Genomic DNA, 20,230 nt, shown 5'->3' with positions numbered 1-20,230 from the left:
GCCGCCGCCGCCTTGCGCCAGGCGATCGACGCCGCCGACCTCGGCGGGCGGGTCGAGGTGGTGGTGATTCCGACGCTGTACCCGAGCGGCGGCGAGAAGCAGTTGATCCGCATTCTTACCGGCAAGGAAGTGCCGAGTCATGGCATTCCGGCGCAGATTGGGGTCGTCTGCCAAAACGTCGGCACGGCAGCTGCGGTGGCCGATGCGGTGTTGCGCGGCCAGCCGCTGATCGAGCGCCTGGTGACCGTCACCGGTCGTGGCGTGGCCGCGCCGCGTAATTACCGGGTACCGGTCGGCACGCCGGCGGCGGCGCTGATCGCCGCCAGCGGCGGCTACAGCGGTGATCTCGCCAAGCTGGTCGCGGGCGGGCCGATGATGGGATTTCGGCTCGACACCGACGCAGTGCCGATCACCAAGGCGACCAACTGCCTGCTGGCACTGACGCCGGCCGAGAGCCCGGACCCAGGCGCGCCCTTGCCCTGCATCCGCTGTGGGCGCTGCGCCGAGGTCTGCCCGGCCAATCTGCTGCCGCAGCAGCTCTACTGGCACGCGCGCGCGAAAGAGCTGGACAAGGTGCAGGATTACAACCTGTTCGACTGCATCGAGTGTGGCTGCTGCGCGCATGTGTGCCCGTCGCACATTCCGTTGGTGCAGTACTACCGCTTCGCCAAGACCGAGAGCTGGGCGCGCGAGCAGGAGAAGCGCGCCGCCGACCACGCCCGCGAGCGTCATGCCGCGCGCGAGGCCCGGCTCGAGCGCCAGGAGCGTGAGCGCAAGGCGAAGCTGCGCAAGAAAAAGGAGGCGGTTGCCTCGGGCGCCGCACCGGCCAAGGGCGACCAGGCCGACAAGCACGCGACGATCGAGGCCGCGCGCCGGCGCGCGGCCGAAAAGAAGGCAACGGTTGCGAAGACGCAGCAAACGGCGCGGCCGGTCGCGCAGAGCGCTCGGGAAAACGCGTCCGGCGGCGGGGCCGCTGGGCGCGCGACCGGGAACGCGACCGGGAGCGCGACTGGGAGCACAACCGGGAACCCATCCGGGAGCGCAACCGGGAGCCTCCAGGGACAGGATCGCGCGGCGGCGGCGCCCGTCGACGAGCCGAATGGCGTGTTGCTTGAGCGACGCGAGACGGCCACGGCCGATCAGGAGTAAGTCGAGTGGCCACCACCTTCATCTCTTCGCCGCATAGCGCGCGCGTCAACCAGGTCGATCAGGTGATGCTCCAGGTGTGCCTGGCGCTGGTGCCCGGCACCTTGGCCCTGGTCTGGTTCTTCGGCTGGGGCGTGCTCATCAACATGGCCTTGGCGACCGTCTTCGCGGTGCTCGCCGAGGCGCTGGCGTTGCTGCTGCGCGGGCGCCCCGTGTTACCCGCGATCAAGGACTACAGCGCGGTGGTGACGGCGCTGCTGTTTGCCTTGACCATCCCGCCGACCCTGCCCTGGTGGATGACGCTGCTCGGCATCCTGTTCGCGATCCTAATCGCCAAACAGCTCTATGGCGGCATCGGCTACAACCCCTTCAACCCGGCCATGGCCGGCTATGTGTTCTTGCTGATCTCCTATCCGGTGGCGACGACGAGCTGGCTGCCGCCGGATGTGCCGGCCTTGCTCGAAGCGCGCGATCTGAGCACGCTCTCGTTGTTCGATTCGGCGCGCCTGATCCTGACCGGCGCCCTGCCCGAGGGATTGAGCTGGGATGCGATCAGCGCGGCGACGCCGCTCGACGAGATGCGCACCCTGCTCGATCAGGGCCAGCGCATCGACGAGATCCGCGCGAGCAGTCCGCTGTGGGGATTTTTCGGTGGACGCGGCTGGGAATGGGTCGCGGCGGGATTCCTGCTCGGCGGGATCTATCTACTCAGGCAGCGCGTGATCAGCTGGCACATCCCGGTGGCGGTGCTCGGCGGGCTGCTGGGCAGCTCGGCGGCGTTCTGGCTGCTCGATCCTCAGCTCTATCCGTTCCCGGGCTTCCATCTGTTCTCGGGCGGCGCCATTCTCGGTGCGTTCTTCATTGCCACCGATCCGGTCTCGGCCTGCACCACTCGGCGCGGACAATTGTTCTACGGGGCCGCGATCGGGGTGATCATCTTTGTGATCCGCACCTGGGGCGGCTATCCCGATGCCGTCGCCTTCGCGGTCCTGCTGATGAACATCGCCGTGCCGACCATCGATCGATACTCCCAGCCGCGCGTCTTCGGCCAGCGCCGCAGCGTCCGCAAGAAGAAGGCCTGAGTCCACGCAATCAACGGACAATGATCATGAAAAAGACTCCCATCCTCATCGCCGCATTCATCCTCGGCAGCTTCGCCGTCGGCGGGGTCGGTCTCGTCGCCGTCACGCATGAGCTGACCGACGCCAAGATCGCCGAGAACCAGCGCCAGGCTATGCTCGCCAAGCTCAAGGCCATCGTGCCGGAAGGGCGCATGTCGAACGATCCGCTGGCCGATCGCATCGAGGTCAGCGATCCCGACTTGCTCGGCGGTGCGGTCACCGAGGTCTATCGCGTGCGCGACGGCGAGGAGCCGGTCGCGCTGATCCTTGAGCCGATCGTCCCGGATGGCTATGCCGGCCCGATCAAGCTGCTGGTCTCGGTGCTGCGCGACGGCACGCTCGGTGGCGTGCGGGTGATCGAGCATCACGAGACGCCGGGGCTGGGCGACAAGATCGAGGAGCGCAAGGATGACTGGATCGTCGAGCAATTCGAGGGCCGCTCGCTCGGTGAGCCGCCGCTTGAGCAGTGGAAGGTGAAGCGCGATGGCGGCGTCTTCGATCAGTTCACCGGCGCGACCATCACCCCGCGTTCGGTGGTCAACGCGGTCAAGGGCACCCTGCTCTTCGTGCAGCGCCATGGCGAGACGCTCTACGCGCGCCCCCCTGAAGGCCATCCCGAGGAGGCTACCGGGCCGGCCGCCGCCAGCGACGCCGGGCAGGTGGCGCCGCTCCCCGGGTCGCCAGCGGCGGCAACGGCTGAGCCAGTCGCGGCGCCGACCTCGGCCACCACCGCGAAGGAGGCATCCTGATGGCGGAGAAGGGTTATGGCGCCTTGATCGGCGATGGGCTCTGGAGCAATAACCAGGCCCTGGTCGCGCTGCTCGGGCTCTGTCCGCTGCTCGCGGTCACCACCACGGCGACCAACGGCCTCGGCATGGGGCTGGCGACCACCACCGTCATCGTGCTCTCGAACGCGACCGTCTCGCTGATCCGCAATCTGGTCCGACCAGAGGTGCGCCTGCCGGTGTTCGTGCTGGTGATCGCGTCTTTCGTGACCGCCGTCGAGCTGACCATGCAGGCGCAGTTCTATGGACTCTATCTGGTGCTAGGCCTGTTCATCCCGCTCATCGTGACCAACTGCGCGATCATCGGCCGCGCCGAGGCCTTTGCCTCCAAGGCACCGCTGGATCGGGCCATCGTCGATGGGCTGGCGATGGGCCTCGGCTTCACGCTGGTGCTGATGGTGCTCGGCGGCCTGCGCGAGTTCCTCGGCCAGGGTACCCTGTTCTATCAGGCCGATTTGCTGCTCGGCGCTGGCGCCAAGGACTTCGGCCTCGAGTTTGGCGAGGACTTCCAGGGCGCCTTGCTGGCCATCCTGCCCCCCGGGGCCTTCATCGGTCTCGGCATCATGATCGCGCTCAAGAACCTGATCGACAAACGCATCGAACGTCTGCGCCAGATGCTAGGGTCGGTCTCGGCCAAACGCACCGCCGCGCGCGCGCCAGCGGGCGAGGGCGCGCCCTCCAACGGCTAGGTTCAGGGTCGCGACCCCCTGTGTTTGACAACGCCACTTCCCAAGCGAATGGCCGGGAAGTGGTATATTCGCGCGCTGATCTGATTTCGGATCCTTCAATCACGTCAGCGACCGCAAGCCGTATCGCATTCGCAGCTGGCGGCATCTCAAGACAGACGGGGAATTACGCATGTCGAAAAAGCATCCAGTGGTTGCCGTTACCGGTTCTTCGGGCGCCGGGACCACCACGGTTAAACGCGCCTTCGAGCACATCTTCTATCGCGATGGCATCAATGCCGCCGTCATCGAAGGGGATAGCTTTCATCGCTATACCCGCAAGCAGATGAAAGCGGAGATGGCCAAGGCCGCCGAGGAGCATCGGAATCTGAGTCATTTCGGCCCCGAGGCCAACCACTTCGACCTGCTCGCCGAACTGTTCAGCAGCTATGGCGATACCGGCACCGGGAGGAAGCGCTACTACATCCACAGCGACGAAGAGGCCGCCGAGCATAACCAGCGGCTCGGCACCAACCTCTCGCCGGGAGAATTCACCCCTTGGGAAGAGGTGCCGGCAGGCACCGATCTGTTGTTCTACGAAGGGCTGCACGGGCTCGCCAAGACCGACGAGGCCGATGTGGCCCGCTATGTCGATCTCGGCATCGGCGTGGTGCCGATCGTCAACCTGGAGTGGATTCAGAAGATCCACCGCGACAACGCCGAGCGCGGCTACTCGGCCGAGGCCATCGTCGACACCATCCTGCGCCGGATGCCGGATTACATCCGCCACATCACCCCGCAATTCACGCGCACCGACATCAACTTCCAGCGTGTCTCGACGGTCGATACCTCCGACCCGTTCATCGCCCGCGACATCCCGACCCCGGACGAAAGCTTCGTGGTCATCCGCTTCAAGCAGCCGGAGAAGTTCGATGTCGACTTCGTCTACCTGCTGTCGATGATCAAGGAGTCGTTCATGTCCCGGCGCAACACCATCGTCGTTCCCGGCGGCAAGATGGGCTTCGCGATGGAGATCATCCTGCAACCGATCATCGAGCGCATGATGGCGGCCCGCAACGTCTGAGGCGAGCGCGGGGCGCCGACAAGCCCTATGCCATTGCACAGGGCCATCCAGGCCCTTGCCGGGCCTGAACGGTCATCTCGATAGGGCTTTTTTGCGCCTTGGCGCTCAGGAAGACGCTGTTGGCGCGTCCTGCGGGTCCTGTGACGAAGCGCCGGTGGTGGCCGGCGGGCGCACGGTCAACAGGTGCACTCGGCGGCTATCGGCGCGCAGGATGGTGAAGCGAAAGCCGTCGATCTCGACGCGCTCGCCCCGCGTGGGCAGATGCGCGAAGGCGTGCACGACCAACCCCCCGATCGTATCCAGATCCCCGCCGTCGAGGGCGCAGCCGAAGTAGTCGTTGAACTCCTCGACCGAGGTGCGCGCCTTGACCGTGTACTCGCCCTGGCCGCGCTTGTAGATGAAGGCGCCCTCGTCGAAATCGTGCTCGTCCTCGATATCGCCGACGATCTGTTCCAACACATCCTCGATCGTGACCAAGCCGGCGGCGGAGCCGTATTCGTCGACCACGATCGCCATGTGATTGCGGCTCGCCCGGAACTCCTTCAGGAGCACATTGAGGCGCTTGCTCTCCGGCACGAAGATGGCCGGACGGACATGGTCGCGGATATTGAACGAGCGCCGATTGGCCTCGGCGCAATAGCTCAGCAGATCCTTCGCGAGCAGGATGCCGACCACCTCGCCCTTGTCGTCGCCGGTCACCGGAAAACGCGAATGGGCGGAGTCGACGGCGATGGCGAGGATGCGCTCGAGCGGATCATCGCGGCGGATGCGCACCATCTCAGCGCGCGGGATCATGATGTCGCCGACGCGCAGGTCGGTAACCTGCAGCACCGCCTCCATCATGCCGAGGGCATCGCGATCGAGGATCCCCTGACCTTCGGCCTGCTGGAGAAGCTCGGCCAGCTGTTCTTTGCTCTTGGGCTCGCAGCGGCGCAAGCGCTGCAGGAACCCCGATAGACTGAGGCGCCGCAGCCAGCCTTGGCTGGTCTGGGCACCCTGACTAGATTCGTCGTCGCTCGCCATTGGCGTCGTCGTTGACCTCATACGGTGTTGAAAATCCTAGCGCGGCCAGGATGTTGATTTCCAGCGCCTCCATCGGCGCGGCCTCGGTGGCAGTCAGGTGATCGAAGCCGAGCAGATGCAGCACGCCATGCACGACCAGATGCGCCCAATGGGCGGTCTCGGTCTTGCCTTGCTCAGCGGCCTCGCGCCGCACCAGCGGCGCGCAGATCACCAGATCCCCGAGCAGGGCGTTGATCCCGGCGGCCCTCGACTGCCCTGGATCGAGGCCGGGTGGCGGCTCGAATGGAAACGAGAGGATATTGGTCGGCCCCGCGCGCCCGCGATAGCGCTGGTTGAGATCGGCGCTCTCGGTCTCGTCGGTGAGGCGCAGGGTCAGCTCGGCTGGCCAGTGGAGCCGGGCATGCCGGGGCGAGAGCCGAGGGTCGAGCGCGGCCAGCGCCCAGCGCCGCAGATCGACCACGGCCGGCAGCGCCGCGACCTCTTGCGCATCCAGAGGCCCGAGCTGTAGGTCGAGCAAGAGCATCGGGGCTGAGTGCTGAGCGGCTGGCCGCTCGGCGCGCTGCTCCATTGGCGGCTCCAAGCGCGCCCCTGACGCGCGCGCCTCGGTTGGCGTCGCTGGCTCAGCCTTGGGCTCAGCCTTGGGCTCGGTCATGGGCGTCATAGGCATTGACGATGCGTTGCACCAGGGCGTGGCGGACCACATCGCGGGCACTGAAGAAGGAGAAACTGATGCCCTCCACCGAACGCAGGATCTCGACCGCCTGCCGCAACCCCGAAGGCTGCCCGCGCGGCAGATCGACCTGGGTCACGTCGCCGGTGACCACGGCGGTGGAGCCGAAGCCGATCCGGGTCAGGAACATCTTCATCTGCTCGGGGGTGGTGTTCTGCGCCTCGTCGAGGATGATGAAGGCATCGTTCAGGGTGCGCCCGCGCATGTAGGCGAGCGGCGCGACCTCGATCACGTTGCGCTCGATGAGCTTATTGACCTTCTCGAAGCCGAGCATCTCGAACAGGGCATCGTAGAGCGGGCGCAGATAGGGATCGATCTTCTGCGCCAGATCGCCGGGCAGGAAGCCGAGGCGCTCGCCGGCCTCCACCGCCGGGCGCACCAGCAACAGCCGGCGCACGCGCTCGGTCTCCAGCGCCTCGACCGCGCAGGCGACGGCCAGATAGGTCTTGCCGGTGCCGGCGGGGCCGACGCCGAAATTGATGTCGTGGCGCAGGATCGCGTGCATGTAGCTGAGCTGCATCGCGCCACGCGGCTTGATCAGGCCGCGCTTGGTCTTGATGATCAGCTCCGGGACCGCCTCGGCGCTGGCGGCGGCCACGGCATCGGCGCCCGACTCGACCAGCTCCAGATGGACACGCTCGCCCGACAGCACCTCGTCGGCGGTCGCCGCATAGAGCCCCGCGAGGACCCGGGCGCCGGCCTCGGCGGCCTGGCGCTCGCCGATGACGCGGAAGCTCACGCCGCGATTGGCGATCTCGATGCCCAGCCGGCGCTCGACCAGGCGCAGGTGCGAATCGAACTGGCCGCAGAGGTTGGCCAGTCGTACATTGTCCTCGGGCGCGAGGCTGAGATCGATGGTGATGGGGAGTTGAGTCAATGGTGGCGCGCCGGGCGCTGTTGCGTGGCAAGTCGATGGATCGATCACGGATGGGTGGCGGCGAGCTAAAACCGGGCGCTGCAGAGGCCGACCTCGGCTGCGAGTCCGATCGCTTTGGCCGAGCCGGCCGACGCGATGGGCCGACGCTCGCCGCGGAGCGAATTGGGTAGCGCCTCGGTGATGAGCAGATCGGTGAAATCGCCGATCAGCGATGCCGGGCCGTCAAAGTTGACCACCCGGTTGTTCTCGGTGCGCCCGGCGAGCTGGCTTGGATCCTTGCGCGAGGGTCCGGTGACCAGCACCCGGTGGACCTCGCCGACCATCCTTCTGCTGATTCGCTGCGCCTGCTGATTGATCCGTTGTTGCAGCCGGGCCAGCCGCGCTTGCTTGACGCGCGCGGGAACCAGGTCCGGAGAGTCGGCGGCCGGGGTGCCGGGCCGGGCACTATAGACGAAACTGAAGGATTGGTCGAAGCCAATCTCGTCGATCAGGCGCAGGGTGGCCTCGAAGTCGACCTCGGTCTCGCCGGGGAAGCCGACGATGAAGTCCGATGAGATGCCGATCTCGGGGCGAACCCGCCGCAGCCGGCGGATCCTGTCCTTGTACTCGAGCGCGGTGTGGCCGCGCTTCATCAGCGCGAGGATGCGGTCCGAGCCGCTCTGTACCGGCAGATGCAGGAAGCTCACCAACTCCGGCACCTCGGCATAGACCTCGATCAGGCGGTCCGAGAACTCGACCGGATGCGAGGTGGTGAAACGGATGCGATCGATGCCGTCGATCGCGGCGCAGTAGCGGATCAAGAGCGCCAGGTCGGCGCGCTCGCCATCGTGCATCGGGCCGCGATAGGCGTTGACGTTCTGCCCGAGCAGATTGACCTCGCGCACGCCCTGCTCGGCGAGGCCGGCGACCTCGGCGATGACGTCGTCGAAGGGCCGGCTGACCTCCTCGCCGCGGGTGTAGGGCACCACGCAGTAGGTGCAATACTTCGAGCAGCCCTCCATGATCGAGACGAAGGCGCTCGGACCATCGGCGCGCGGCTCTGGCAGTCGATCGAACTTCTCGATCTCGGGAAAGCTGACATCGATCTGCGGCGACTGCTGCTGGTCGATCGCATCAAGCATGGCCGGCAGCCGATGCAGGGTCTGCGGGCCGAACACCAGGTCGACATAGGGCGCGCGGGCGCGGATGGCGTCGCCCTCTTGACTGGCGACACAGCCGCCGACGCCGATCACCAAGTCTGGCCGATGATCCTTCCAGGGTCGCCAACGCCCGAGCTGGGAGAAGACCTTCTCTTGCGCCTTCTCGCGGATCGAGCAGGTGTTGAGCAGCAGCACATCGGCCTCCTCTGGCCGGCTGGTGCGCTCGAGACCGTGGGATTCACGCAACAGATCGGCCATCCGCGACGAGTCGTACTCGTTCATCTGACAGCCATAGGTTTGAATATAAAGCTTTTTTGCCATCGGCAGGGGAGAACCCTCGGCTCCATCGATAACTGGGGGCTAACTGGGGGCTGCTAGGGCGACACGGGTGCGCCATCGGGGCGGTGCCAGGACGTCAGCTATTGGCGGTCATCTACGGTCGGATCAGCCTTGCATCGTCATGATAGTGGAGCATGGTGTCAAGCCGTGTCGAATCAACGCATCTCGGCACGGATCGCCGGCCTGCTCGCGGGAGAGGCATTGTACGCGAGCGCTCCATCGCTCGCGGTTTGATCTGCCGCCGGCTGGCGCGGTTAATCTCTGCGCCGTTGGCGTCGGCCGCTTAGCCGATCGGCAATGAAGAAGGGCGCATAGAGCAGGATGAAGATCAAGGCGCCGATTGCGAGCAGCGCGAGCCAGTACCAGGGCCAGGGGCCAAACCAGTCCAGCAGCGAGGTGCCAGCCGGCTTCTCCATCAGATACATGAAGTTGGTCCCCAACGCGAGGTTGACGCCAAAGGCCAGAGCGGCCACCCCGAGGGTGATCGCAGGGACCCGGATCAAGGAGGCGGGAACCGGTCGAAGCCGGTAGACGATGAGCGCGTAGGTCACGCCGACCAAGACCAAGCCGTGGCCGAGGAAGAACAGCACGAACTCAGCCGACGGGAAGCCCGGTCCAAGGTCCGGTGTCACCAGTGCCTGAGTGGTGCCACCGAGCGCCCAGAAGTAGACCACCTCGAAGACGCGCGGGCTGGCGGTGATCAAGACCCAAGCGGTGACCCAAACCGCAAGCGAGCAAAGATGCAGAGGCAGCATCTGGGCTGTCGGCCCATAGCGCTGCAGGAGCAGCAGCAGTTGCACAAGCTCTTGAGAGACCAGCACCAGTGCCAATAGGGCCCCGATCGGCCGTGCCAGCTGGGGCGTTAGGCTGCGGACGGCGATCGGCAGCAGCACTGACGCCGCTAGGATCAGGCCGATCGCCGCCAGATGCGAGCCGCTGAAGAGGAAGAAGCCGTTGCTCATGAGCGCCGGTTGCGTTTCGTTGGGGCAGTTGCTGCGACGGCTGTTGCTGTCGCGGGTTGGCCGACTGCCGGGCCGGCCGCTCGACGGGGCCGCGCCCGGCCAGGGCTAGCGCGACACGGTTCGTCACAAGGCCTCCAAGACAGCTCGCCACCCAGCGGATCAGACATCGAAGGGTTCCCTGCGCCCGAGATTGTCCGCGGCGAAGTCCCCGTTGACCATCTCCCAGAAGGCATCAAGATACCTCTATCTTGTCGTTGCGATAGTCGACTAGGTTATCACTGCCGCCGAAGTCGCGCTCGATGGCCGCAGCAAGCTCGGCCTGTGGATCATCGCTGCCGCTCGCGCTCATACAGTTCCAGGAGAAGGCGTGATCCCAGGCCCGGGCGCCGGTGTCGAAGACGCCGCCGGTGCCACGTTTGACGATGTCGACCGATGAGGCGTCGGCCAGCTCGCTGCCTTCGATGAGACCGTTCAATCTGTTGAGATAGGTCGCGTTATGCTTGCCGTCCGGTGGATCTCAACCGGGTCCTGGTCTAATGCTGTTCTGAGGTGCGCGCGTTTCAGAATCGCCTTGAGCGCGGCAGGACCGGCTCATCGGTTCAGCCCCGAGGGTGCTGGGATGGCACCGCCCTGGTGTGGGAGGCTGTCAAGCCGGCGTTGTGATCGAGCCGGCTGCAACTGACCTGGGTCAAGCTGGGACAATCGGCCCTTCACGCAAGATGTAGTGTCGCCTATACTGGCGCACACAATATCTTGTGGCCGGACTCCAGGAAACAGACCATGACGAAGACGACAGCGACCACCTCGGCGCTGCTCAGGCTGCCGACGCGCGTGATCAAGCGCGACGGTGAGCAGGTGCCTTTCGACGCCTCGAAGATCGAGTCCGCGATCGCGCGCGCCGGGCAGGCAACCGGTGAGTTCGGCGAGATGGAGGCGCAGCTGTTGACCGCGCAGGTCGTCAAGGTGCTCGCGCATCGTTATCACGAGGGCCGCGACCCGGATATCGAGGGCATCCAGGATGTCGTCGAGCAGACCCTGATCAGTGCCAACCACTTCGAGACCGCGCGCTCCTACATCGTCTACCGCGAGCAGCGCGCCAAGCTGCGTGCCGACCGCCGCACGCTGGTCGACGTCTCCAGCTCGATCAACGAGTACCTGGATCGCTCCGACTGGCGTGTCGCGGCCAATGCCAACCAGGGCTACTCGCTCGGCGGGCTGATCCTGAACACCTCGGGCAAGATGATCGCCAACTATTGGCTCTCGCATGTGTATCCGCCGCAGGTCGGCGCGGCGCACCGCGAGGGCGACATCCACATCCACGACCTGGACATGCTCGCCGGTTACTGCGCCGGTTGGTCGCTGCGGACCTTGCTCGCGGAAGGGCTCAACGGCGTGCCGGGCAAGGTCGAGGCTGGGCCGCCCAAGCACATGTCGAGCGCCATCGGCCAGATCGTCAATTTTCTCGGCACCCTGCAGAACGAGTGGGCGGGCGCGCAGGCGTTCTCGAGCTTCGATACCTACATGGCGCCCTATGTGCGCGTCGATGGGCTCGACTACCCGCGCGTCAAGCAGTACATCCAGGAGCTGATCTACAACCTCAACGTGCCCTCGCGTTGGGGGTGCCAGTGCGTCGATGCCGAGACCGAATGCCTGACCGAGCAGGGCTGGAAACGCTACGACCAGATCGCCGAGGGCGAGCGGATCGCGACCTTCGATTGGCGCAACAATCGCTTGGAGTACCTGGAGCCGCTGGCGATCACCGCCTACGACTTCGACGGCGAGATGTATGTGCTGCGCAACCGCACCCAAGAGCAATGGGTGACGCCACAGCACAAGGTCGTGAGAAAGGTCTTCAACTCGGATAACCGTTGGATTCTCGAAGAGATCGAAGATGTTGCAAAGCTGAAATCGCCGGTGATCGTGCCGAATGCCTGGGAGACCGCCTCGACCGTCGAGGTGGATGACAATCTGGTCATGCTGCTGGCCTGGGTGGTCGCCGAAGGCAACCTCGATTTTGATGCGGGACGGCGGCGCGTCAGCATCTGGCAATCGACGGGTAACCGCGAGAACGCGGCCGAGATCGAATGGCTGCTGACCGAGATGGGGCTGACCTGGCACGAGCGACGCCAGACCGGCACCTATGCGAATCACCCGGTCTGTCGTTATCGGCTGAACACCGAGGGCAGTGAGCTGGTGCTCGGCCACCTGCAGCGCAAGTGTGTTCCGCCATTGATCCGGACCCTATCCGCACGGCAGATTCGGCTGTTTCTCGAGACCTATGTCAAGGGCGACGGCAGTATCGAGCCGAGTGGGCGCGTCCGCATCTACACCAACGATCGGGAAAATCTCGACGCCCTACAGGAACTCTGCAGCCTGGCGGGCTGGGGCAGCACGGTCTACACGCGCAAGGATTCCGGCGTGCATGTGTTGAACATCGTGCGCAACCGCGAAACCTATATCCAGCTGATCGAGCGCAAGCCTTATCGCGGTAAGGTCTGGTGTCCGACCACCCGCAACGGCACCTTTGTCGCCCGGCGCCGCGGCAAGGCCTTCATCACTGGCAATACCCCGTTCACGAACTTGACCTTCGACTGGGTCTGCCCCGAGGATCTGCGCGAGCAGGTGCCAATGATCGGCGGCGAGGAGCAGCCGTTCACCTACGGCGAGCTGCAGGCCGAGATGGACATGATCAATCGCGCCTATATCGAGGTGATGACCGAGGGCGATGCCAAGGGCCGCATCTTCACCTTCCCGATCCCGACCTACAACATCACTGAGGACTTCCCCTGGGACAGCCAGAATGCAGAGTATCTCTTTGAGATGACTGCAAAATATGGCCTTCCCTATTTTCAAAACTTCCTCAACTCCGAGCTCTCGCCCAACATGGTGCGCTCGATGTGCTGCCGCTTACAGCTCGATCTGAGCGAGCTGCTCAAGCGCGGCAACGGCCTGTTCGGCTCAGCCGAGCAGACCGGCTCGCTCGGCGTGGTGACCATCAACTGCGCGCGGCTCGGCTACACCCATCGCGGCGACGAGGCCGGCCTGCTGCGCCGACTCGACGAGCTGATGGAGCTGGCGAAGAAGAGCCTGGAGCTGAAGCGCAAGGTGATCCAACGCCACATGGATGCCGGGCTGTTCCCGTACACCAAGCGCTATCTCGGCACCCTGCGCAATCACTTCAGCACGGTCGGGGTCAACGGCATCAACGAACTGATCCGCAACTTCACGGCGGATACCGACGACATCACCACCGCCTGGGGCCATGCCTTCGCCTGCCGGCTGCTCGATCATGTGCGCGAGCGCATGGTGCGGTTCCAGGAGGAGACCGGGCACATGTACAACCTGGAGGCGACGCCAGCGGAGGGGACGACCTATCGCTTCGCGCGCGAGGACAAGAAGCGCTTTCCGGACATCCTGCAGGCGGGCACCGAGGAGGCGCCGTACTACACCAATTCGTCGCAACTGCCGGTTGGCTATACCGACGATGCCTTCGCGGCGCTGGCGGCGCAGGACGAGCTGCAGACCAAGTACACCGGCGGCACCGTGCTGCATCTCTACATGGGCGAGCGCATCGGCTCGACCGACGCCTGCAAGCGGTTGGTGCAGCGGGCGCTGACCAACTTCCGGCTGCCGTACATCACGGTGACGCCGATCTTTTCGGTCTGTCCTGTGCATGGCTACATCGCTGGCGAACACGAGTTCTGCCCCAAGTGCGATGCCGAACTGATCGAGAGGAAGCGCGCCGAGCTGCAAGCGACGACGGCCTGAGCGCTGCTGAACGGTCGGGGGCGCAAGCCATGAGCATGATGCCAAGGAAAGCGGAAGCCCTGGTCGCGAGACCGGCGGACGCCGTGAATCCATCCGTGGAGGCTCGGCGATCGCCATCCAGGCGATCGACGCCGCCAGTCCCGCGACCAGGACATCCGCTGCCACATCGAGCGATTGCAGGCTCAGAAGAACGACGAAGCAAACGAGTAGCTCATACGAGCTAACGCGGCCGAAAGCCGGCCGTGCCATCCACATCGACAGGAGCATCCAATGACTGAAACAACGACCGAGCCGACCATCGAGCTGCGCGACGAAGAGCGCACCCGCTGCGAGGTCTGGACCCGCGTGATGGGCTATCACCGGCCGGTCTCGGCCTTCAATCGCGGCAAGCAGGCCGAGCATCAAGAGCGCACCTACTTTCAGGAGCGGCCGGCGGGTCGCCCGGATTCGGATCAACCGTCGAGCCAGCACGCGAATCGGCATTGCGGCCAGCACGCGAGCCAGGATTCGATTCAACGCTCCGGGGCGTCTCGGCGCGAAGCCGCCTGAGCGCGCCTAGGATAAGGCTCGGACAAGGGCAAGACGTCTTTTGGCCATGATCAAGCATCAGCGCGAGCCTCAGACCCAGCCTGCGGCCAATGCGCTTAGACTCGGCGGACTGACGCCGCTGACGAGCGTCGATTATCCGGGGGAGTTAGCGGCGGTCGTTTACTGCCAGGGCTGCCCCTGGCGCTGCCGGTATTGCCATAACAGCCATCTGCTGGACGTTGCGCCTGAAGGGGAGGGGAGGGATGCGCCCACCTGGGCCGAGGTGCTCGAACTTCTGAGATCTCGCCTTGGCCTGCTCGATGCGGTGGTGTTCAGCGGCGGCGAGCCGACCGCGCAATCCGCACTCGCCGAGGCGATGGCCGACGTGCGCGCGCTCGGCTTCAAGGTTGGACTGCACACCGGCGGACCCTATCCCCAGCGCTTGCGCAAGCTGCTGCCGTTGCTCGATTGGGTGGGGCTCGATATCAAGGCGCTGCCGGACGATTATCCCCAGGTAACCGGCATCTCCGGCTCCGGCGAAGCCGCTTGGCGGAGCTTGGGATTGCTGCTCGAGGCCGGAATCGCGCTCGAGGTTCGCACCACGCCCATGCCGGGTCTCGATGACGACGCCTACCTGCAAACGCTGATGCAGCGACTGGCCGATGCCGGCGTGCGCAACTATGTGCTGCAGCAATGCCAGCCCGCACCGCTATGTGACGGCCGGCTCCGCAACCGGCCTCGGCGCCTGCCCGAGCAGTGGCCATCGGCGCCCTTCGAGCAGTTCTCGCTGCGCGCGGATGGTCCTCGTTAGATCACTGCGCATACAACGCCGCCTGCATCTGCTCGAACTGCGCCTTCACCTGCGACAACTCGCCCAGCTTGGCCTTGCTCTCGCCCACGCTGCCGTAACGCGCCACCAGCAGTTGCCCGAGCTTGAGCGTTGCCAGCTCCGCCTCGCCGCCGCTCTCATACGCCTTGAGGATGCTCAGCAGCAGCGCCTTCAGCTCACCGTCGACCGCATCCAGCCCATCCTGCCGCAAGCGCTCGGCACGGTCATGCCGAGTCTTGGTTGGCGTCGTGAACAACACATAGCCCAGCACGTCGTAGAGGTCACTGTCGGGGACATCCACCAGCCGGCGGATGTCATCGAGCCGGTCCTGGTCGTAGCCGCGATCGCCGAGCTGTGCCATGAACTGCTCACGGGCCTCCGGGTCGCTCCAGGTCGTGCGTAGCTGGTCCTCATCCGCCACCAGCCCGGACAAATCGCCGAACAGCCGTTGCAGGAACGCGGTCGCTGAGATCGGCTTACCCTCCGGGCTCCAATAGGTCGTCGTCGCCAGGTAGGCGATCTTGCGCGCTTTGCCATCCGCCAGCTGGATGACGAGCTTCTCCTTGGGCGGGGGATCATCGGCAGCGGCAGCGTCGTCGCCCGAGCCAGCGGCCTCATCGGCCACTCGGTCAGCCTCCGCGCCGGACAGGTCGTCTGCTGGCAGGTCGTCTGCATCCTCGCGCATGCGCCAGCCGGCGTCGGGCGCCAGTGGCTCGCCGTCCCATTCCGGGTCGTTGAAGTGCTCGTAAGCCTTGACGAAATCCCAGATGGTAAAGCAGTCCTTGCCGTCGAACACCCGCGTGCCGCGCCCGATGATCTGCTTGAACTCGATCATGGAACGGATCGGGCGCATCAGCACGATATGGCGGATGTTGCGGGCATTCACGCCAGTGGAGAGCTTCTGCGAGGTGGTGAGGATGGTCGGAATCGTCTTCTCGTTGTCCTGGAAACGGCGCAAATGCGCCTCGCCGACCTCGCCATCGTTGGCGGTCACCCGCTGGCAGTAGTCCGGCTCCGGGTTGGTCTTGAGCTGATTGATCAGATCGCGCACCAGGGCCGCGTGCTCCTGGGTGGCGCAGAACACCAGCGTCTTCTGGCGCGGATCGATCCGGCCCATGAACTCTTGCACCCGGCTGCGCTCGCGCTCGGGGATGATGACCCGGTTGTTGAAGTCGGCCTCGTCGAAGACATCGCCCACCTCCACCTCGCCGGCCAGTACTGTATCCTCGGGATGGTAGACATAGGCATCGAGGGTGCTTGCCATCTGTCGCACCTTGAACGGCGTCAGGAAACCGTCCTCGATACCCTCGCGCAGCGCATAGGTGTAGACCGGCTCGCCGAAATAGGCGTAGGTATCGGCGTTCTGCCGGCGCTTCGGGGTTGCCGTCAGCCCGAGCTGCACCGCCGGGGAGAAATGCTCCAGGATGCCGCGCCACTGGCTCTCATCCTTGGCGCCGCCGCGATGGCACTCGTCGATGATGATGAAGTCGAAGAAGTCCGGCGGATAGCCCGTGAACACCGGCTCGCCGTCGCCGGTCATAAAGGTCTGGAAGATGGTGAAGAACAGGCTCGCGTTCTTCGGCACGCCTCTTTTCTTGCGCAGCGATCCGGGATTGATGCGCGCGATGGCGTCCGACGGAAAGGCCGAGAAGTCGTTATAGGCTTGATCGGCGAGGAGGTTGCGATCGGCCAGGAACAGGATGCGCGGACGCCGATTCGGCGCGCCGCTCAGGTTCCACTTGGCCTGGAACAGCACCCAGGCGATCTGAAACGCAATCGAGGTCTTGCCGGTGCCGGTCGCCAGCGTCAGCAAGATGCGCCGCGTGCCCTGGGCAATCGCCTCCAACACCGCCGTGATCGCCCGGTGCTGGTAGTAGCGCGGCTCCCACTTGCCGCCGTCGGTCTCGAATGGCACCGCGCCGAAGCGCTCGCGCCAGGCGTTCGTCTCGCTGAACACCAGCGCCCAGAGGTCGTCCGGGGTCGGGAACGGCAGGCTGAGTTCGCCTTCCTCGCCGGTGGCCAGGTCGACCCGGTACCAGCCGAGTCCGTTGGAGGCGAACGCCAGCCGGGCGCCAAGCCGCTGCGCGTAGTCCTTGGCCTGACCGATCCCCTCGCGGACGCTCACCCCGGCGCGCATGGCCTCCAACGTCGCCAGCTTGTGCCCCTTGTATACCAAGCACATAATCGCAGGCCAGTCCCTTGCCGCGCCGGCCACCGGCCTGGATGCGACCGGGGCAGATGACCTCGCGGCGGATCATCGCGCCGGGGACGACGCCCCAGCCGGCGGCTTCCAGGATCGGGTCGATGCGGTTGGCGCGGGTGTCGGCTTCCGTTTCGGTGTACATGCCTTGTCCCTCAGTCGTGTTCAGAACGGCCTAACTTGACGGAGCGCCCAGAACAGTGCGCTGCCGATCAGCACTCCCTCTCATTGTCACTGATGAGATCGTGATGACCTTGATGCTCGTGGGGAGGCAAAAACGCCGTGTCGAGGATAGCCTGATCGCTGTAGGGGCAAGCCGATGGGAAGGTCTCAATGGGCAATCCACTTTCCTCCGCCGCGAGTTCTCGGGCGTCGCCATAGGCTTCTTGAAGCGCGGCCGTCCAGAGACGTTTCATGCCTGGATGCTTGCGCAACAGGAGCTTCAATTCGGCGCGCTGATGAACGATCGTGTTGCGCCAACTGCGGCCATCGAACTCGCGCCAGCGCTCGGAGAGCTGAGCATAGTGAAATTGCCATTTCAGCAGGTGAGCGAGCAAGACCCGCAGGCGACTTTCGAGGCTGCGCTGCTCGCTTTTGCCCATCTCGCTCAGTTCCTCAAGCAAATGTTCGATGTCGAGCGCCTCGAAGCGGCCGGCCTTCAGCAAGGCCGCGTTGGTCTCGGTCCAGGCGGTGTAATCCTGATCGTAGAGTTGAGTGAGCTTGGTCACCTAGACGTCCTGCCGCGTTGGCTGATTTTCGTGAATCATTTGTAGCTAATCTTCGAAAGAGACTGATGCTTCCTGGCGTGTGAGTTGCAGCGCCTTCAGATCTTCTAAGTCCTCAATAGAGATGATCTCAATGCCATCCTCCTTGAAATGCTCAAGCCACCAAATCACCTGTTTAGCCAACTGGTCGTCTTTGATGTTAATCGCAATGTTTCGCATCGCTATTTGATCCCTGAGTTGATGTGAATGTGGAATAGCTGGTCTGCTTTTAGCATGCGGAGAAGGACGCGTTCATCCTGTCCCGCTTGCTTCCAGGCATCGATGGCATCCGCCAGTGAATCGACGCGATAGACCGACTGCCAACGCTCACGGTCACATGTGTAGTCACCCTGGCCTTGCTCAGTCATACATGACCTTGCCTTCACGCAACCCCCAGAACAGGGCGCTGCCGGGTTGATGGCCCCAGCGGTCGACGTCCGACCTTGAATAGACGAGCAGGTCGAGATCGGAATCGTCATGCGCCTCGCCGCGCTCGTGGGAGCCAAAGAGCAGGATTTGCTCAGGTTGTGCCGCCTCAGCGATCTGTTTCACTGCATTCGTGATTTGCTCGGGTATCATCGGTGTTTACTTGGGCTGTTGCGGATGCTCTTCTGACTCAAGTCCTCGGAGACTCGTTGATACGCCCTCCATTCCATATAATCGTCCCACGCCTCGAAGTCTTCCTGATCGTTGGTTTTGAGCGCAGTCGAAAACTCTTCCAGAGAAGTTTGATATTTGCGCTCGAATAATCGCAGATTCTCCCGCGCTGAGTGCAGCGATGCCAGATAGTCGAGCAACAACAGATGGCCAATGTCCTGCTTGTCAATCTTCATCATGGCGCGTTCTCCCTTTGGTTGCCGAACAGGTTAAGGATGCGAAGGCAACTCGCCGAGGTTTCTAAGATCAAGCAAATGGTCTACTCGCTTCATGTCAACTCACCGGCGAAGGCTTTTTGGAGAAGGGATTGGCGGAGGTCGGCGAGGTCAGCGACTTGCAACAGATAAGAATTGCGAACATCTTCTGTCATTGTATCCAATTGACTGAATTGAGCGACTACTCGAAGCTGTTCTTTGTGGCTAGGAAGCAATATTTCAAGATTTTTTAGTGATTTATGATATATTGCGACGACACTGGTAGTGCCGCTCTTCATTCGCTCTAATTGTTTTTTGACAAACCGGGATCGAAACGCCAAAGCGACAAACCGTGCTTCGATTCCCTGCATGAATCTGACCCGCATGATATTGTTGTTAAATACCAATTCTTGGCTAAGCTGTCCCTCATAAACGCATGACTTACCGACAAGCTCTTTGCTATTTCTTGTGTTAAATAAAAAGTCACCTGGGAGAAGACAAAAGCGCCCAAACTCTTCAGCCGTGCATTCAACTCTAGAAACGTCGCTTCCATCGAAACTGTCGTGGTTCGAGATGTTATTCATTTTTACATAGGCATAATTTTTACCCGGACCCTGCTCCTTTTTTCCACGAACCAAACCTATCAGTGTATCTGCGGTAATTTCAGAAAACTTACGCATCGATAAACCTTTACCTCCTTTATTAAAGAGATTATCTATCTCCGCCTTAGTGAAGGCTCGCGCATCCTCCAAATTCGCTTCCACATTCGCACGGGCGCGATCCAGACACTCGAACGCCTCGTCCAGAATGGCGACGATTTGCTTTTGTTCTTCGAGTGAGGGGAGTGGGATTGGTATCTTTCCTAGATTCTTGCGGCTGATGCGCTTACGCGTCGTCCCTGTACACTGTTCGTCAATGTCCTTGAGATAATTATGTGATGCAGTGTAGTAGACAAGAAATCGCGGGTCGAGCTTACGCTTATCTGGACGAATGATCGTGCAGTCTACTGCGGTCACCATCTTTTCTTCGGCCTGGGGTACGAGGCAAGCCCTACCAACAGGGTCGGGCAGTCGAGAAACCAGGCAGTCGCCAGGCAGGACTTCCGTGCAATTCAATCGCTCGAAAGTTGCTGTATCGATATAGCGCGCTTTCTCTCTACGGTCCTTAAAAATACCGCTACCAATGTTACCGGTCTGTACTAAGCGGATACCCTCCGGTGCCTGGTCCTTCGTTTCGATCCAATCGCCATCTGTAAAGACCGCTGAAACCTGAGCAAGCTCGGCAACCTCCCACCCCGCCTTCACAACAACCTCCTGATCTTCTCCAAGATCGCCGCCGTCTCCGCATCCCGCGCCAGCATGGTATCGATGATCTCCTCGGGGTCACGCAGCGGGGCCGCCTCCGGGGCATTGGGATTCT

General features: G+C 63.5%; 17 protein-coding genes and 3 pseudogenes. 8 read left to right on the top strand and 12 right to left on the bottom strand.

Annotated elements, in window-relative coordinates:
* The 5 genes from rsxC to ACLFQI_RS03525 all read left to right on the top strand — a co-directional run.
* A partial coding sequence (rsxC, locus tag ACLFQI_RS03545) for an electron transport complex subunit RsxC (protein ID WP_410757472.1) occupies positions 1–1,149 on the top strand: 1,149 nt, incomplete at its 5' end.
* Between the two features lie 5 nt (positions 1,150–1,154).
* Positions 1,155–2,228, top strand: coding sequence for an electron transport complex subunit RsxD (gene rsxD / locus ACLFQI_RS03540; RefSeq protein ID WP_410757471.1), 1,074 nt, complete (start codon positions 1,155–1,157; stop codon positions 2,226–2,228).
* Between the two features lie 26 nt (positions 2,229–2,254).
* Positions 2,255–3,016, top strand: coding sequence for an electron transport complex subunit RsxG (gene rsxG / locus ACLFQI_RS03535; protein ID WP_410757470.1), 762 nt, complete (start codon positions 2,255–2,257; stop codon positions 3,014–3,016).
* Positions 3,016–3,741 carry an electron transport complex subunit E gene (locus ACLFQI_RS03530; RefSeq protein ID WP_410757468.1) on the top strand — a complete coding sequence of 242 codons (726 nt, stop codon included), beginning with the start codon at positions 3,016–3,018 and terminating at the stop codon, positions 3,739–3,741. Before rsxG ends, ACLFQI_RS03530 begins: the two co-directional genes overlap by 1 nt.
* Positions 3,742–3,910: 169 nt before the next feature.
* Positions 3,911–4,801, top strand: coding sequence for a phosphoribulokinase (locus ACLFQI_RS03525; RefSeq protein ID WP_410757467.1), 891 nt, complete (start codon positions 3,911–3,913; stop codon positions 4,799–4,801).
* 105 nt (positions 4,802–4,906) lie between these two features.
* On the opposite strand, the gene ACLFQI_RS03520 is transcribed toward ACLFQI_RS03525, so the two are convergent.
* From ACLFQI_RS03520 to ACLFQI_RS03495, 6 genes and pseudogenes are all read right to left on the bottom strand, one after another.
* Positions 4,907–5,824 (bottom strand): HlyC/CorC family transporter, encoded by a 918-nt coding sequence (locus tag ACLFQI_RS03520; protein WP_410757466.1) that lies wholly within the window; start codon positions 5,822–5,824, stop codon positions 4,907–4,909.
* Complete coding sequence (ybeY, locus tag ACLFQI_RS03515) at positions 5,802–6,392, bottom strand: rRNA maturation RNase YbeY (protein WP_410757465.1); 591 nt, start codon at positions 6,390–6,392, stop codon at positions 5,802–5,804. The genes ACLFQI_RS03520 and ybeY overlap by 23 nt, the downstream gene beginning before the upstream one ends.
* A 64-nt stretch (positions 6,393–6,456) precedes the next feature.
* Positions 6,457–7,431, bottom strand: coding sequence for a PhoH family protein (locus ACLFQI_RS03510; protein WP_410757464.1), 975 nt, complete (start codon positions 7,429–7,431; stop codon positions 6,457–6,459).
* 65 nt (positions 7,432–7,496) lie between these two features.
* Positions 7,497–8,891, bottom strand: a complete 1,395-nt coding sequence (miaB, locus tag ACLFQI_RS03505; protein WP_410757463.1) for a tRNA (N6-isopentenyl adenosine(37)-C2)-methylthiotransferase MiaB — start codon at positions 8,889–8,891, stop codon at positions 7,497–7,499.
* A gap of 272 nt (positions 8,892–9,163) precedes the next feature.
* Positions 9,164–9,871 carry a TIGR02206 family membrane protein gene (locus ACLFQI_RS03500; protein WP_410757462.1) on the bottom strand — a complete coding sequence of 236 codons (708 nt, stop codon included), beginning with the start codon at positions 9,869–9,871 and terminating at the stop codon, positions 9,164–9,166.
* A gap of 232 nt (positions 9,872–10,103) precedes the next feature.
* A pseudogene (locus ACLFQI_RS03495) lies at positions 10,104–10,364 on the bottom strand (superoxide dismutase [Fe]); the annotation flags it as partial.
* 287 nt (positions 10,365–10,651) lie between these two features.
* On the opposite strand from ACLFQI_RS03495, the gene ACLFQI_RS03490 reads away from it, so the two are divergent.
* The 3 genes and pseudogenes from ACLFQI_RS03490 to ACLFQI_RS03480 all read left to right on the top strand — a co-directional run bounded on the left by ACLFQI_RS03490 (position 10,652) and on the right by ACLFQI_RS03480 (position 14,978).
* Complete coding sequence (locus tag ACLFQI_RS03490) at positions 10,652–13,639, top strand: ribonucleoside triphosphate reductase (RefSeq protein ID WP_410757461.1); 2,988 nt, start codon at positions 10,652–10,654, stop codon at positions 13,637–13,639.
* Between the two features lie 270 nt (positions 13,640–13,909).
* Positions 13,910–14,080 (top strand): annotated as a pseudogene (nrdD, locus tag ACLFQI_RS03485) (anaerobic ribonucleoside-triphosphate reductase); the annotation flags it as partial.
* Positions 14,081–14,234: 154 nt separating this feature from the next.
* Positions 14,235–14,978, top strand: coding sequence for an anaerobic ribonucleoside-triphosphate reductase activating protein (locus tag ACLFQI_RS03480; RefSeq protein ID WP_410757460.1), 744 nt, complete (start codon positions 14,235–14,237; stop codon positions 14,976–14,978).
* A gap of 1 nt (position 14,979) precedes the next feature.
* Here the strand turns inward: ACLFQI_RS03480 and hsdR are convergent.
* The 6 genes and pseudogenes from hsdR to ACLFQI_RS03450 all read right to left on the bottom strand — a co-directional run bounded on the left by hsdR (position 14,980) and on the right by ACLFQI_RS03450 (position 20,115).
* Positions 14,980–17,341: pseudogene (gene hsdR, locus ACLFQI_RS03475) on the bottom strand (EcoAI/FtnUII family type I restriction enzme subunit R).
* A gap of 67 nt (positions 17,342–17,408) precedes the next feature.
* Positions 17,409–17,924 carry a DUF29 domain-containing protein gene (locus ACLFQI_RS03470; protein WP_410757459.1) on the bottom strand — a complete coding sequence of 172 codons (516 nt, stop codon included), beginning with the start codon at positions 17,922–17,924 and terminating at the stop codon, positions 17,409–17,411.
* A gap of 45 nt (positions 17,925–17,969) precedes the next feature.
* Positions 17,970–18,140 carry a hypothetical protein gene (locus ACLFQI_RS03465; protein WP_410757457.1) on the bottom strand — a complete coding sequence of 57 codons (171 nt, stop codon included), beginning with the start codon at positions 18,138–18,140 and terminating at the stop codon, positions 17,970–17,972.
* Positions 18,141–18,320: 180 nt separating this feature from the next.
* Positions 18,321–18,512 carry a nucleotidyltransferase family protein gene (locus tag ACLFQI_RS03460; protein ID WP_410757456.1) on the bottom strand — a complete coding sequence of 64 codons (192 nt, stop codon included), beginning with the start codon at positions 18,510–18,512 and terminating at the stop codon, positions 18,321–18,323.
* A 23-nt stretch (positions 18,513–18,535) separates the two neighbouring features.
* On the bottom strand, positions 18,536–18,793 hold the full coding sequence (locus tag ACLFQI_RS03455) for a hypothetical protein (protein WP_410757455.1): 258 nt from the start codon (positions 18,791–18,793) through the stop codon (positions 18,536–18,538).
* Positions 18,794–18,885: 92 nt separating this feature from the next.
* A complete protein-coding gene (locus ACLFQI_RS03450) occupies positions 18,886–20,115 on the bottom strand; it encodes a restriction endonuclease subunit S (RefSeq protein WP_410757454.1) in 1,230 nt (409 codons plus the stop codon).
* Positions 20,116–20,230: the final 115 nt, after the last annotated feature.

It is taken from the genome of Halochromatium sp. (assembly GCF_046541315.1).
In the GTDB taxonomy this organism is placed as follows: Bacteria; Pseudomonadota; Gammaproteobacteria; order Chromatiales; family Chromatiaceae; genus Lamprobacter.
The sequence above is the reverse complement of the archived record's forward strand: the minus strand, read 5'-3'. Positions and strand labels throughout refer to the sequence as shown.